The organism is Aliiroseovarius sp. M344, from assembly GCF_025140835.1.
Taxonomy (GTDB): Bacteria; Pseudomonadota; Alphaproteobacteria; order Rhodobacterales; family Rhodobacteraceae; genus Aliiroseovarius.
Map to the genome: position 1 here is coordinate 605,998 of NZ_CP081153.1, position 13,989 is coordinate 619,986.

The following is a 13,989-nucleotide window of genomic DNA, read 5'->3' on the forward strand; positions in this document are numbered from 1 at the left end:
CAATTCATGGGTCTTTTCGAATTTGGCGATACGACACTGGCGGTGTTGTCTCTTTTGGTTGTCGCTGGAATGTTCGTGATGTTTCTGCGCGAAACCTTCCCGACAGAGGTTGTGGCCATCGGTGGTGTCGCCATCATGCTGATCACGGGGATCCTGGATTACACGCAGGGGCTGGAGGTGTTGTCCAACCCGGCGCCCTGGACCATCGCGGCCATGTTTATCGTCATGGGAGGCTTGGTACGCACCGGCGCGCTTCATTGGTTCACCCAAATTGCCGAACGGCGCGCTGAGAAAAACCCCGTCATTGCTCTGTCGGCCCTGATGGGATTTGTGGTGATCGCGTCTGCCTTCGTGTCAAACACCCCGGTCGTTGTTGTGATGATCCCAGTGTTTGTGCAGCTGGCCAAGAAAATTGGCAGTTCGGCGTCGAAGCTGCTTATTCCGCTAAGCTATGGTGCGATTTTAGGCGGGACGCTGACTCTGATCGGGACGTCTACAAACCTGTTGGTCGATGGTGTTGCCCGCGCCAATGGCCTTGAACCGTTCTCGATTTTCGAGGTGACGCCGTTGGGCATCGCCCTGGTGGCATGGGGCATGTTCTATATTTACTTCATCGCGCCCAAAATCCTTCCTGATCGGGACAGCATGGCCACACTTCTGTCAGACCGGTCGCGAAAAAAATTCTTTACCGAAGCCGTGGTTCCGCCGGAAAGCAACCTTATTGGTCGCGAGGTGAATGGTGTGCAGCTGTTCAAGCGCGATGGCGTTCGATTGGTTGATGTGGTTCGCGGCGATGCCTCGTTGCGGCGCAATCTGGAAGGTGTGACCTTGCAGGTCGGCGACCGCGTGGTGCTGCGCACCGCCATGAGCGAGCTGCTTAGCCTTCAACGCGACAAAAGTCTGAAGCGCGTGGATCAGGTGTCAGCGGTTGAGACAGCGACAGTTGAAGTGCTGATCACACCTGATTGCGGAATGGTCGGGAAGCAATTGGGGCGGATGCGTCTTCGCCGTCGTTATGGTGTGTATCCCTTGGCTGTGCACCGCAAGAACCAAAATATCGGGCGGCAACTTGACGATCTGGTGGTTCGGGTCGGTGACACCCTCCTTTTGGAAGGTGCGCCCGAAGACATCCAACGGCTGGCGCAGGATATGAACTTGCTGGACGTCTCAAAACCTTCGGCGCGTGAATATCGGCGTGGCCATGCGCCCATCGCGATTGGCGCGCTGGTCGGATTGGTTGTACTGGCGGGCTTCGGCGTCGCCCCGATCTTCTTCCTGGCCATCCTAGCTGTGGCGTTGGTTTTGTTGACACGGTGTATTGATGCAGATGAGGCCTTCGGCTCGGTCGACGGGCGCCTGCTTGTGCTGATCTTTTCGATGCTGGCCATCGGGGCCGGGCTGGAGAACTCTGGCGCTGTCCGCCTGATTGCCGAGGGCGTCGCACCGCTCTTGGGCAATCTGCCGCCGTTCCTGATTATCTGGGCGATCTATCTGCTGACGTCTGTTCTGACCGAGCTGGTGTCAAACAACGCGGTCGCAGTGGTGGTCACGCCGATCGCAATTGGGCTGGCCAACGCGTTGGGGTTGGACCCCCGCCCATTGGTCGTCGCGGTGATGGTGGCAGCATCGGCCAGTTTTGCCACGCCGATTGGGTATCAGACGAACACTCTGGTCTACGGCCCCGGCGGTTATAAATTCTCGGACTTCCTGAAGGTCGGCATTCCGCTGAACCTGTCGGTTGGCATCCTGGCTTCGGCGCTTATCCCGTTCATCTGGCCGCTTTAGGTCAGGTGACTAACATTAAAGTGGCCAGAACACCAGAATAGCGGGGATCGAGACAGCGACGACAAGAACCTCCAGCGGCAGACCGATGCGCCAGTAATCCCCGAACCGGTATCCGCCGGGGCCAAGAATCAGCGTGTTGTTCTTATGCCCGATGGGGGTCAGGAAGGCGCAGCTTGCGGCGACGGCGACGGCCATCAGAAAAGGATCGGGGTTTTTGCCAAGCGCTTGCGCCATCTGGATACCAACAGGGGCGGCGACGATGGTGGTGGCGGTATTGTTCAACACGTCCGACAGGGTCATCGTGACGATCATCAGAACGGTCAGCACAGCCCAAGCAGGCAAGCCTTCGGTAAAGGCCACCAGAGCGCCGGCTATCAACTCCGTGCCGCCCGAGGTTTCAAGCGCCGCGCCAAGCGGGATCATGGATCCCAGCAGCACGACAACCGGCCACTCGATATGGGAATACAGCTCGGACAGCGGGACGATTTGGGTCAAGACATAGACAACAACGACCAGGCCAAGTGCCACCGGCAAATAGATCAGCCCGAAACTGGCCGCCGCGACGGCTGCGCCGAACATGCCGATTGCCAGCCAGACCTTTTCGTCCTGCGTGACCTTCAGGCCGCGCTCGGCCAATGGCAGGCAGCCCAACCAGTCCGTCACGTCCGCTTCGGTTCCCTGTGGCACGAGCACCAGAAGGATATCACCGGGGCGGATCTCGGTCTTGCGGACCTGTTTGATGATCTGCTTCCCGGCCCGCGAGATGCCAAGAAGGACGGACCGGCGGCGCCAGTTCAGGCCAATGGACTGTGCCGTCTTGCCAACGATCCGGGCATTTTCCGGAACCACGATCTCAATCTTGGACAGCCCGTCCGCTTCGGCCCGCAGCTTCTCTTCGTGCTCTGTTTCGGCGAAAGTCAGGCCCAGGGCTGCACGAAATTCATCCAATGCTTCAGGCCGCGCTTCCAGCACCAGTGCGTCGCCGGCTTCTAGCTTGGTCGCAAGCTGTGTGCCGTAGCGGCGCTTGCCGCCGCGCACCAGACCAAGGATGGCCACGTCGTTTTTCTCGGCGGCTTCCGTCAGATCCTGCAGCCGCTTGCCGACATGCTTCGAGTCTTCAGGAAGCATCAGTTCGGCGATGTAGTTGCCGAACTCTTCCATCGGGTCGGAAACGTTTTCGCTGTTATCAGGCCGCGGGATCAGGCGCCAGCCGATCAGCGCAACGAAAATCAGCCCGGCAACCGCGGTGATGCCGCCGACAGGTGCAAAGTCGAACATCCGAAATGGTTCGCCCAGCGCCTCGCCGCGGATGGACGCGATAATGATGTTGGGAGGCGTACCGATCAGCGTGACCATGCCGCCCAGGATGGTCGCAAAAGACAGCGGCATCAGGCTGAGACCCGGCGCACGGCCCGCTTTGCGTGCCGTCTGGACGTCCACCGGCATAAGCAAGGCAAGTGCCGCCACGTTGTTCATGAACGCAGACAGCAAGCCGCCGATCGCGCCCATCAGGGCGATATGTGAACCCAGTGACCGCGAGGCATCGACCATGGTGCGGGTGATCAGGAAAACGGCTCCTGACCGGACCAGCCCCGCCGATACCACCAGCACCAGGGCGACAATCAGGGTCGCGGGATGCCCGAAGCCTGAAAAGGCGTCCTTGGTTGGCACAACGCCCAGCACAACGCCGATCATCAGCGCGGTGAAGGCCACAAGGTCATAGCGATAGCGCCCCCAAAGAAGCAGTCCGAACACTGCACCGAAAAGAGCGAAGAGGATGATTTGATCTGTTGTCATGGCTCAAGACTTACCGCTTGGCGACCAGAACGTCACCCGTAGATTACGGGGAAAAGTGTGGCAACAAGAAGCAAAGCCATCGTGACATTAAACGACCGAAGGCGGGTCGGGTTGGTCAAGATCACGCGAATCTTTTGCCCAAGAATGGTCCACACCGAGACAGAAGGCAGGTTCACCATGCCGAAAATGGCGGCAACCAACAGGACAGCTGACATGCTGCGGCTGGGCGCGTACACGCTGATCGCGGTCAGCGCCATTGCCCAAGCTTTTGGATTGACCCATTGGAAGGCGGCTGCCTGAAGGAACGTCATGGGGGTGCCGCCCGCCTTGCCGGTGCCAGGTTGCGAGGCGTTCGCGATTTTCCATGCCAACCAAAGCAAATATATTACGCTGCCGGTTTTCAGGATCGTGTAGCTGACCGGATAGAGGTCAAAAAGTGTCATAAGCCCGGCGCCGACCAACACGATCATAAATGTGAACCCGATCCCTATGCCCAACATATGCGGTATAGAGCGGCGGAAGCCGAAATTGGCGCCTGATGCCATTAGCATAAGGTTGTTGGGCCCCGGCGTGATTGACGACACGAAGGCGAAGGCGATGAAGGCGGAGAGAAGCTCGATTGACATAGCGGCAATAATCACCCCAAATTGGTGGCTGTGGGTTGCTTTATTGCAGGTATTTGGAGTTTGTTTGCAACGAATGATGAAGATAGATCAAATTAACCGTCAAATATTGCAAGAACTTGTTCGCGACGGGCGGTTGCCCAACACTGAACTGGCAGAGAAGGTTGGCCTTTCCCCTTCGGCCTGTTTGCGGCGCGTGCAGGAACTGGAGCGGCAGGGCGCGATCAAAGGCTACCGTGCGGTGCTTGATCCGGTTGCCATGGGCAATGGCTTTGTTGCTTATGTCACGGTTGGCCTGTCCGATCATACAAAAGCCGCGCAGGAGGGGTTTGAACGGTCGGTTGCGCGATACGACGAGGTTCGTGAGTGCCACAATATTACCGGTACCGTCGAATACCTGCTGAGGGTCGAGGCTGAAGACCTGATCGCCTATAAACATTTTCATACCGACAAGTTGGGGACGTTGCCACAAGTCCACCAGATCGTGACGCATGTTGTCATGGGTTCGCCGAAGGACGAACGCGCGTGAACAACTTGTTCGCAACGCCCTTGCAGCGCCCCCAACGCCTGCTGTATTGAACCGCGCAACACATCGACACCTGAATTAATTCGGAGGGCACCATGGCTGGTCACTCAAAATGGGCAAACATTCAGCACCGCAAGGGGCGTCAGGACAAACTGCGCTCGAAGCTGTTCTCTAAGCTTGCAAAAGAAATCACCGTGGCTGCCAAGATGGGCGACCCGGATCCGGACAAGAACCCGCGTCTGCGCATGGCGGTCAAGGAAGGCAAAAGCCAGTCTTTGCCGAAGGACGTCATTGATCGCGCAATCAAGAAAGCCATCGGTGGCGACGCTGAGAACTATGACGAAATCCGATACGAGGGCTATGGCCCCAATGGTGTTGCCGTCATTGTTGAGACGATGACCGACAACAAGAACCGCACAGCTTCGACCGTGCGCTCGACCTTCTCGAAAAACGGCGGCAACCTTGGCGAAACCGGGTCCGTCGGCTTCATGTTCGACCGCAAGGGCGAAGTGACCTATCTGCCAGAAGCAGGTGATGCCGACACTGTTATGGAAGCCGCCATCGAAGCCGGTGCTGAGGATTGCGAAACCACCGAGGACGGGCATCGCATCATCTGCGCTGACACAGATCTGAACGAAGTGTCGAACGCGCTGGAAGCCGCGCTGGGCGAAAGCGAATCGACCAAATTGATCTGGCAACCCAACATGACCACCGAGCTTGATCTTGAAGGGATGCAAAAGCTTATGAATCTTCTGGATGCGTTAGAGGATGACGATGACGTGCAGCGCGTCACCGCCAATTTTGAAGCGTCCGACGAGGTTCTGGCGCAGCTCTAAACGTTCCCTTGAACAGAATTCCATGACCCCGGCTCGGACAACCGCGCCGGGGTCACTTGTCTTTAGCGGCAAACTCGGGTCAGGTCGCCGGATGACGACCCTGGTCCCAACAGAAACAAGACACCTGCACGGCATTCTGTGGATGCTGTTGGCAGGGTTCTTTTTTGTGCTGCTCAACGGGCTGGTGAAATATGTGGGCCAAACGCTTCCGTCCTCACAAGCTGCTTTCCTGCGATACCTGTTTGGGCTGGCATTCGTGTTGCCCGCTTTGGGGCAGTTGAAACGGGCACGCTTTTCCAAAACGATGTGGCGGTTGTTCGCCTTGCGTGGCGTTGTGCATACTGGCGCTGTGTTGTGTTGGTTTTATGCGATGACCCAAATCACTGTGGCTGAAGTCGTGGCGATGAATTACCTCAATCCGATTTATGTGATGCTGGGGGCCGCCCTGTTTCTGGGCGAAACGTTTTCGACCCGCCGGATGGTCGCCGTTGTCTTTGCGTTCTTGGGAGTTTTGATCATTCTGCGTCCCGGTGTGCGAGAGCTGGGCGCGGGGCATCTGTCGATGGTTTTCACCGCGATCTTTCTTGGAATGTCATACCTGATTGCCAAACGGCTGTCGCAAGAGGCGTCAGCGGCCGTCGTGGTCGCCATCATGTCGATCACAGTGACAATCGGGCTGGCCCCTGCTGCATGGCTGGTCTGGGTGCCGCCCAATGGCACGCAACTGGCGTGGCTGGTTCTGATCGCCTTTTGCGCAACGGCCGGGCATTACGCCATGTCGCGTGCCTTTGCCGAAGCGCCCGTGTCGGTCACGCAACCCGTGACCTTCCTGCAGATCATCTGGGCGACGGCCATGGGCGCGTGGTTGTTTGCAGAGCCGCTGGATATGTGGGTGGTTGGAGGCGCAGCCGTCATCATCACTGCGGTCAGCTACATCACATGGCGCGAGGCGATGTTGAACCGGCGCATCACACCCAATCCGAATGCCGCGAAGTCATAGAAAAAAGAGCGCCGGACGCGGCGCTCTTTTCTGTGTTACGTTCAGCGATTATTCCGACCAGTTGACGCCTGTCAGATCATTGGCCTGCGTGGGTGCGTTTTCCCACAGACCCTGAATTTTCGCGTTGGCGACACCGGTTTTTGCCAGCTGGAACAAATACCCGTTCACATAGTCATCTGCGATCATCTGTTGAGCCTGTTTGTTCAGCTCCGACCGCATCGCGGGGTCTGATGTGACTGAGAGCTTGTTGATCAACGCCTGGAAGTCGGCATTGTCATACTGGAAGTAGTATTCGGGCCGCGCATAAATGTTGATGTCGGCAGGTTCGGTATGGCTGACGATGGTCAGGTCAAAATCCTTGCCCTTGAACACCTGTTCAATCCATTGCGCCCATTCGAGGTTCGAAATCTCGGTCTTGATTCCGACGTCACGCAATTGGGCTGCGATGATCTCGCCCCCGCGCCGCGCATATGTGGGTGGCGGCAGCATCAGCCGCAACGTCAGGTCTTCGGCCCCGGCTTCCGCCAACAGGGATTTCGACATTTCAGGGTCAAAAGCAGAGTTGCCTGTCAGGTCGACATAGTCAGGGTTGTGGGGCGCGAAATGGCTGCCGATTGGGGTGCCATATCCAAACATCGCCCCGTCGATGATATCCTGCCGGTTGATCGCATGGGCGATTGCCTTGCGGACGCGCAGATCTGCCAGCGGGCCGGACTTGTTGTTCATGGACAGGATTGTCTCGCCTTCGGTCGAGCCGACGATCACGTTGAACCGCGGATCTGCTTCGAACTGCGCCAAGGTTTCGGTGGCGGGGAAGTTCGGGAAGGCATCCACATCTTCAGCCATCATTGCAGCGAAGGCGGCATTGGGGTCCGATATGAACTTGAACGTGGCTTTGGCCAGCGCCGGGGCGTCCCCCCAATAGGCGTCATTGCGTGCAATGGTCACATGATCGCCCTTGGCCCATTCAACAAAAGTAAATGGTCCAGTGCCCACAGGGGCCGTGGCAGCATTCTCAATGCTTTCGGGCGCAACAATCACTGCGTCCCCCCACGCCATGTTGAACGGGAAATTGCCGTTGGGCGCAGACAGTTTCACGTCAACGGTCAGGGGATCGGGGGAGGTGACAGCCTCGATATCCTTGAACAGTGCTTTCTGGGCGTTGGTCGATTCCTCGGCGCGCGCGCGATCGAGCGAGAAGATCACGTCTTCTGCATCCATCGTGCTGCCGTCATGGAAGGTCACCCCGTCCCGCAGTTTGAACGTATAGGTCAAGCCGTCATCGCTGACCGACCATTCGCTTGCCAGACCGGGAAGGACAGAGCCATCCGGCCCAAACCGGGTCAAACCTTCGAAGATGTTGGCATAGACAACTTCGTCAATGGCAGCAGCGGCCCCGCCGGTCGGATCAAGGTTTGGCGGCTCAAGCACCATGCCAAGCGTGATTGCGTCACTTCCGGCCAAAGCGGTCGTCGCCATAAGCGCCCAGGCGGCTGCGGTGAATTTCAGGTTGGTCATGGTCGGTCCTCCTTCGCCCATAATGCGGGACAGCCTTCATGAAACGCGCGAATCTGTGTCAGCGCAAGGGGTAGACGCTGCGGCAACCCCCCTTTGATATTCTGCGACGCAGCATTATAGTGTCCTTGCGAAGAGGATCAGGGGAGGAGAAACCATGAGCGCTTCTGCTAAGATTACCGTGCCGACACCGTCGGATATCCGGGTGCGCAAAGGTGGTACACCGCTGGTCTGCTTGACGGCGTATGCGACCCCGACGGCTCAGATGATGGATGCGCATTGTGACATCGTTTTGGTAGGCGATAGCGTCGGCATGGTCGTGCATGGCCTCCCCGATACACTTGGCGTCACGATGGAGATGATGGAACTGCACGGAGCCGCTGTGAAACGCGGGCTGACGAAGGCCATGATGGTCGTCGACATGCCGTTTGGATCGTATGAAGAAAGCCCCGAACAAGCCTTCCGCAACGCAGCCCGCCTGATGCGCGTGACCGGTGCGGCAGCCGTTAAGCTGGAAGGTGGCGTGACGATGGCCGAAACGATCCGTTTTTTGACCAGTCGATCGATACCGGTCATGGCACATGTCGGTCTGACCCCGCAGGCAATCAACACGTTAGGTGGCTATAAGGTGCAGGGGCGCGGGGAAGATCGCGCGCGAGTGCTGGCCGACGCCAAAGCGGTCGAAGACGCTGGTGCTTTCTCGGTCGTGCTTGAGAAGGTGCCCGAGGGATTGTCGAACGAAATCACCGCGACCTTGTCCATTCCAACCATTGGCATCGGCGCATCTGCCGGCTGTGACGGGCAAATCCTTGTGGTCGATGACATGCTGGGCTTGTTCACAGCCTTCAAACCCAAATTTGCCAAACGATATGCGACTTTGGGCGAAGATGGCGGCAAAGCCATCGCCCAATATGCCAAAGAAGTGCGTGCCCGCAGCTTCCCCGGCCCTGAACATGTATTTGCCGATGAGGTCCCCAAGAAATGAAGCTGGTTCGCACCAAAGAAGACCTGCGCACCCTGCGCCGGAAATGGATATTCAAAGGTGAACGGGTGGCCGTTGTGCCCACCATGGGCGCCCTTCATGCGGGGCATCTGTCACTGGTCGAGGTTGCTAAGCAGAATGCCGACCGCGTGATTGTCACCATTTTCGTAAACCCAAAACAATTTAACAATCCGGGTGATCTGGACAATTACCCGCGCACAGAAGACGAGGATGCCGCGAAGCTTGCGCCATATGGAATTGACGCGCTCTATGTCCCGACGCCGGATCAGATTTATCCAAAAGGGTTCTCGACCAATGTTCGCGTCTCGGGCCTGACAGAAGATCTGGAAGGCGCACATCGCCCGGGTCACTTTGACGGTGTGGCGACGGTTGTCTCAAAACTGTTTTTGCAGTCGCGCGCGGATGTCGCCTGTTTCGGCGAAAAGGATTACCAGCAAATGCTGTTGGTGCGCCGGCTGTCCGAAGATCTTGATATCGAGACAGAAGTGTTAGGTTGCCCAACCATCCGCGAAGAGGACGGGCTGGCAATGTCCTCGCGCAATGTGCGCCTGTCGCTGGAAGAGCGCGCTGTCGCGCCCGTGCTCAAGGCCGAACTGGATCGGGCAGCCCTTGCTATCCGTCGCGGTGCAGATATTCGCGTGGTGTTGGACAGCGCCAAGGCCCAGATTGAGCGGGCCGGCTATGACAAGGTCGAGTATCTGGAATTGCGCGATGCGGCGGATTTGATGCCAGTGTCAAACCTGGATCGTCCGACGCGCCTGCTTGTTGCAGCGATGCTTGGGGATGTTCGTTTGATTGATAATATCCCGGTGTGAATGAAGGGGCTTTGCCCCTCGCGGCTGAGCCGCTCACCCCAGGATTTTTTCGGCCAGAAGAAGCCGGGTTTTCAGAGCAGTTCCTTGAGCACCAATGCCATGACGCCAGCGCTGTCGATCATATCCTCAACGCCTACCCATTCATCAGGTTGGTGAGCAAGGTCGAGGATGCCGGGTCCGTAGGCGATACAGTTTTTCAGTTTGCCAATCCGGTCGATGTGTTTCTGGTCATAGGTGCCGGGGGAGACTACGTAGGACGGCTGTTGACCCAGCACTTTTTCGATTGCGGCAGCGGTTGAGGTGACGACGGGCGCATCTTTTTCAGTCATTGTCGGGATGACTTCGTGCATGTCGCGGATTTCGTATTCGAAACTTGGGCGCTGGGCGCGGATCGACTCGAGCATTCGTGTGACCTCGGCCTTCACTTCGCTTAGGTCCTCTTCCATCAAGAAGCGGCGATCGATGATGATGCGACAGCGGTCGGCAACGCATGGTGCAGGTAGGCCGGTGTAGTCAGCGTCCTGTTCGGCCTCGCCGCCATGGATCGAGTTGATGTTCAGTGTGGATTGTTTAGCGCCTTCCGGAACCACAGGCATGTCGGTCTGTTTCGTTGCGAGTAGTGGGAACAGGTGGCGCTCCATCTCTTCCAGCACGGCGCCCATGTGTCGGATCGCGCTGTCGCCGAGGAAAGGCATCGAACCGTGGGCAATGCGCCCTTTGGTTTCGATTTCAGCCCACCAGACGCCGCGGTGGCCCAGACAGATACGGTCTTTGTTCAATGGTTCGGGAATGATCACGTGCTGCACGCGATCCGGGTCGAAATACCCTTTCTCGGCCAGATAAGCGACGCCACCATAGCCACCGCTTTCTTCGTCGGCTGTCGCGCTGATTTCCACCGCGCCTTTGTGGTCGGGATAGAGCGCGACGAAGGCCTCGGCTGCGATAATTGACGCCGCCAGCCCGCCTTTCATATCACACGCCCCGCGACCATAGATGCGGCCATCTTCCAGTTCGCCGCCAAACGGGTCTTTGGTCCAGCCATGACCGACTTCGACCACATCATGATGGCTGTTGAAATGCACGCAGTCACCGGGCTGCGACCCTTCGTGACGGCAGATTACGTTCCAGCGCGGATATTCGGTGCTGTCGCCAGGCGTGCCCTCGGCGCGGATCATGTCGACCGACCAGCCTTGTGCACCAATACGTTCGGCGATGAAAGAACAGACCCGGCGGTAATCGCGACCGGGTGGGTTCAGCGTTGGAATGCGGATCAGGTCTTGCGTCAGGGTGATCAGATCATCGCGACGGCGTGCGATTTCGGTCAGGAGGGGATCTTTGTCGTGTGTCATGCCGAAAGCCTAGGCAGCTTCCATTTGACAAACAATGACGGAGTCGGCGGGCAACCCTATTTCACCCATTGCGCGAGCGAAAACGCTGTTGCAGGCCTTTAAATCGCGCTAAACTCAACCTAAATAGAGATGTAACAGTGATTAACATTTTCCGAACTGGCAATAAGACCGGACCGGAGTTTTTGGTGGAGCCAAGGAGGGCACATGTCCAGTTTTGATAAGCAGATTCGTGAAAGCCAAGCGCAGGTTGAAGAAGCGCAGTCCAAGATTTCCGAACTAACAACGCGGATTGAAACCGCGCGTGCGAAGGCCGCGACGGGCGAAGATATTTCAATCGACATCGAAAACGCGACGCTGGATGACGTGCATGCCCATACTGAGGCGATGAATGCCAACATCGCCGAGCTGATCATGGGTTTGGACGATGTGACGTCTGGCTTTTCCACGGATTTTGACCAGATGCGGTCGAAAACCGGGTGGGAGAGCTTTGTTGGCATCTTCTCGAAGGGCAAGTCGGAAAGCATGCGTCAGGAACGGATGCGCACGGCGTCCATCGACGACAAGCTGCAAGAGCTGATCGCGCAATCGGATTCGATTGTGAAGCTGCTGGACGGTCAGTTGGCGATGCTCAACGAGCAAAAGGATAAAGTTGGTGAAAACCTGACCGCCACGCTGGATGATCGCGAAATGACCGTGGGCGAGCTGGAAGCCCTACGTGCCGATATTTTGGCTATGGATCCCAAAATTATCGAGCTTGAGGGCAAGATTGCCAACGAACAGGACGCGGCCAAGCGGACCCAGCTGGAAACTCAATTGGCTGATCTGAACACGCAGTACAACGAGATGGTGCAGGACGAGCAAGTGAAGCTTGCCAAGTCGCAGACGCTCGAGCGCTATATCGAGAAGGGTAAGACCTGGGTCGATTCACTGCAAAACCAGGCAGCGACGCAGATGGTGTTGATCAACAAGCTGCAAACCGACACCAAGCAACGCGTGGTGCTGTATGATGCGCTGACAAAATCGTTGAAAACGGCGCAGCAGCAGGATGTGGCGCACCGGATCAACGAAATCGGCGTCGAGACCGACAAGGAAGCCCAAGCTGCGATGGCCGCGATTGGCACGGCAACGAACCAGCGCATGGCCGACATGATGGAAGCCCACGAGGACCAAATGGTCTTTGCCCGCGACGTGCTGGAGCAAAAGGCCAAAGCCGACGAACGCTTCGCCCGCCGCTTCGCCGAGATCGTCGAGAAGCACGACAAGAACCTGTATGGGGGGTGATTGCGTTCGAGTATTAATGCTCGACTGGTCCGTTCGCCCAGAGGGCCGGATCACGCGATCATGCCCCCCAGATCTCGGAGATCAGCAACATGAAGAACGTTGCCGCCGCCCTCGTCTTTGTTGTGGTATTGGTTTTGGCAGTCAGCAGCTTCTTGCCCGAAACCATGCTTCAGCAATTGGGGGGTGTCAGGCGTTCTTGGGGCGGCGCTTTTGGCGAGCTGTTCTTGATTCTGACGCTCGTTGGCGGTTGGGTTTGGATGGTCGACTACAAACGAAAGCAAAACGAGGATGAGTAACATCAAAACCTCCGAACGCACTTCTGCCGGTTTCGCCCCGCGCGACCATGCAGAGTTGACGGACACGCGGATCACGCGGCGGTATTTCTCGAAGTTCGAGAGGATCACCGCGCATCTGGCCCGTGTCGCCGGACAGATGGAGGTTGAAGGCAAGCTGACCCGGGACGAGGTCGATGTGCTCGCCCGCTATCTGATCAAGCTTGGCATCAGCTTCAAGGCGCTGGCGAACAAGTATCACATGTCTGACAAGGCCTATGGGTTGGGTGCTGCGACGCTGACCTTTGATCGGCGCGACAGCGGGTTTCCGGTGCATGCAGAGCTTTTGCAGATGGCGTCAGACGCCGCGCAGGCGGACACCCATTTGAAGGGCATGGCCACCGCATCAGACTTGAAAAGCCAGATGGTCAGCCAGATTGTGGGTGACCTGACCGTACCCAAAGCGCTGCAATATTCGCTGTCGCAACGGCTCTATTACGAAGAATTGGCGAAGGGAGAGCTGTTCTGGCCGCAAATGCATCCCGACGTGATTTGGCGCCATAACAAGGGCGAGGGACGCGATCCGCGCCGTGTCTATCTGGCGCATTGGGCGGTTTATGACAGCGAGGTCAATCTGCCCACGATTTACCTGATGGAACTCGAAGACACGGGCCGCACCGCGCTGCCTAAGGACGAGCGCCGCTGGCCGCTGGTGCAGTCACATCTGATGGCGCAGTCCATGGCCGGGTTGCAACTGGTGACCATCGCCACCGGGTTCGACAAGGATTTCGACGACCTGCACCCCAAGCGCTTGCGTCGTTTCCATGTGGGGCCGATGTATAGCCACACATTTACCCGCCAGACCGGACCCTTGCGCGAGGTTTTGGCCGAGGCGAAAAGCCCGCCGGGTGAAGACTGGGCGCTGGCCTGGACCGTGGAAGAGCTGAAAAGCCAAAGCGTCAAGGAAGAGAAATCTGGCTGGTTCGGCAAGGTCGAGCGTGAGATTTTCGCCATTGATCCGTTCGCCGGGTCTGGGTCCGGAATCGGTGCCAGCGCGATGGAGCGCGCGATTATTATGCCAGAGCGCCCTTTTCAGGTGCTTGCCGAAAAGAACCCCGCCGGGTTCCACGACGTGCGCAAATTTGTCGTTAGCCCGGGTGGCCGGGTGCTGTCTTACCGTTGATTTA

General features: G+C 57.7%; 13 protein-coding genes. 9 read left to right on the forward strand and 4 right to left on the reverse strand.

Annotation, left to right across the window (positions count from 1 at the left end; genetic code table 11):
* Nucleotides 1-6 precede the first annotated feature (6 nt).
* Nucleotides 7-1,785, forward strand: coding sequence for an SLC13 family permease (locus K3556_RS02990; RefSeq protein ID WP_409557763.1), 1,779 nt, complete (start codon nt 7-9; stop codon nt 1,783-1,785).
* A 15-nt stretch (nt 1,786-1,800) separates the two neighbouring features.
* Here the strand turns inward: K3556_RS02990 and K3556_RS02995 are convergent, their stop codons facing one another.
* Together K3556_RS02995 and K3556_RS03000 are read right to left on the reverse strand one after the other, a co-directional pair.
* The gene (locus K3556_RS02995; RefSeq protein WP_260518249.1) at nt 1,801-3,582 is read right to left on the reverse strand and encodes an SLC13 family permease; all 1,782 of its coding nucleotides are present in this window, start codon (nt 3,580-3,582) and stop codon (nt 1,801-1,803) included.
* 32 nt (nt 3,583-3,614) lie between these two features.
* Nucleotides 3,615-4,208, reverse strand: coding sequence for a LysE family translocator (locus K3556_RS03000; protein ID WP_260518250.1), 594 nt, complete (start codon nt 4,206-4,208; stop codon nt 3,615-3,617).
* A 73-nt stretch (nt 4,209-4,281) separates the two neighbouring features.
* On the opposite strand from K3556_RS03000, the gene K3556_RS03005 reads away from it, so the two are divergent.
* The 3 genes from K3556_RS03005 to K3556_RS03015 all read left to right on the forward strand — a co-directional run bounded on the left by K3556_RS03005 (nt 4,282) and on the right by K3556_RS03015 (nt 6,567).
* Nucleotides 4,282-4,734: an Lrp/AsnC family transcriptional regulator gene (locus K3556_RS03005; RefSeq protein WP_260518251.1), complete on the forward strand. Its 453-nt coding sequence runs from the start codon at nt 4,282-4,284 to the stop codon at nt 4,732-4,734.
* 92 nt (nt 4,735-4,826) lie between these two features.
* Nucleotides 4,827-5,567, forward strand: coding sequence for a YebC/PmpR family DNA-binding transcriptional regulator (locus K3556_RS03010; protein WP_260518252.1), 741 nt, complete (start codon nt 4,827-4,829; stop codon nt 5,565-5,567).
* A 91-nt stretch (nt 5,568-5,658) separates the two neighbouring features.
* Nucleotides 5,659-6,567 (forward strand): DMT family transporter, encoded by a 909-nt coding sequence (locus tag K3556_RS03015; protein WP_260518253.1) that lies wholly within the window; start codon nt 5,659-5,661, stop codon nt 6,565-6,567.
* A 48-nt stretch (nt 6,568-6,615) separates the two neighbouring features.
* Here K3556_RS03015 and K3556_RS03020 read toward each other — a convergent pair whose 3' ends face one another.
* Nucleotides 6,616-8,085 (reverse strand): ABC transporter substrate-binding protein, encoded by a 1,470-nt coding sequence (locus K3556_RS03020; RefSeq protein ID WP_260518254.1) that lies wholly within the window; start codon nt 8,083-8,085, stop codon nt 6,616-6,618.
* 154 nt (nt 8,086-8,239) lie between these two features.
* On the opposite strand from K3556_RS03020, the gene panB reads away from it, so the two are divergent.
* Together panB and panC are read left to right on the forward strand one after the other, a co-directional pair.
* Complete coding sequence (gene panB / locus K3556_RS03025) at nt 8,240-9,067, forward strand: 3-methyl-2-oxobutanoate hydroxymethyltransferase (RefSeq protein ID WP_260518255.1); 828 nt, start codon at nt 8,240-8,242, stop codon at nt 9,065-9,067.
* Nucleotides 9,064-9,900: a pantoate--beta-alanine ligase gene (gene panC, locus K3556_RS03030; protein ID WP_260518256.1), complete on the forward strand. Its 837-nt coding sequence runs from the start codon at nt 9,064-9,066 to the stop codon at nt 9,898-9,900. The genes panB and panC overlap by 4 nt, the downstream gene beginning before the upstream one ends.
* Before the next feature lie 71 nt (nt 9,901-9,971).
* Here panC and K3556_RS03035 read toward each other — a convergent pair whose 3' ends face one another.
* Nucleotides 9,972-11,249, reverse strand: coding sequence for an acetylornithine deacetylase/succinyl-diaminopimelate desuccinylase family protein (locus K3556_RS03035; RefSeq protein WP_260518257.1), 1,278 nt, complete (start codon nt 11,247-11,249; stop codon nt 9,972-9,974).
* Between the two features lie 204 nt (nt 11,250-11,453).
* Between K3556_RS03035 and K3556_RS03040 the strand changes: the two genes are divergently transcribed.
* The 3 genes from K3556_RS03040 to K3556_RS03050 all read left to right on the forward strand — a co-directional run bounded on the left by K3556_RS03040 (nt 11,454) and on the right by K3556_RS03050 (nt 13,985).
* Complete coding sequence (locus K3556_RS03040; RefSeq protein ID WP_260518258.1) at nt 11,454-12,530, forward strand: hypothetical protein; 1,077 nt, start codon at nt 11,454-11,456, stop codon at nt 12,528-12,530.
* A gap of 89 nt (nt 12,531-12,619) precedes the next feature.
* Nucleotides 12,620-12,826 (forward strand): hypothetical protein, encoded by a 207-nt coding sequence (locus K3556_RS03045; protein ID WP_260518259.1) that lies wholly within the window; start codon nt 12,620-12,622, stop codon nt 12,824-12,826.
* A complete protein-coding gene (locus K3556_RS03050) occupies nt 12,819-13,985 on the forward strand; it encodes a hypothetical protein (RefSeq protein ID WP_260518260.1) in 1,167 nt (388 codons plus the stop codon). The genes K3556_RS03045 and K3556_RS03050 overlap by 8 nt, the downstream gene beginning before the upstream one ends.
* The last annotated feature ends 4 nt before the right edge of the window (nt 13,986-13,989 follow it).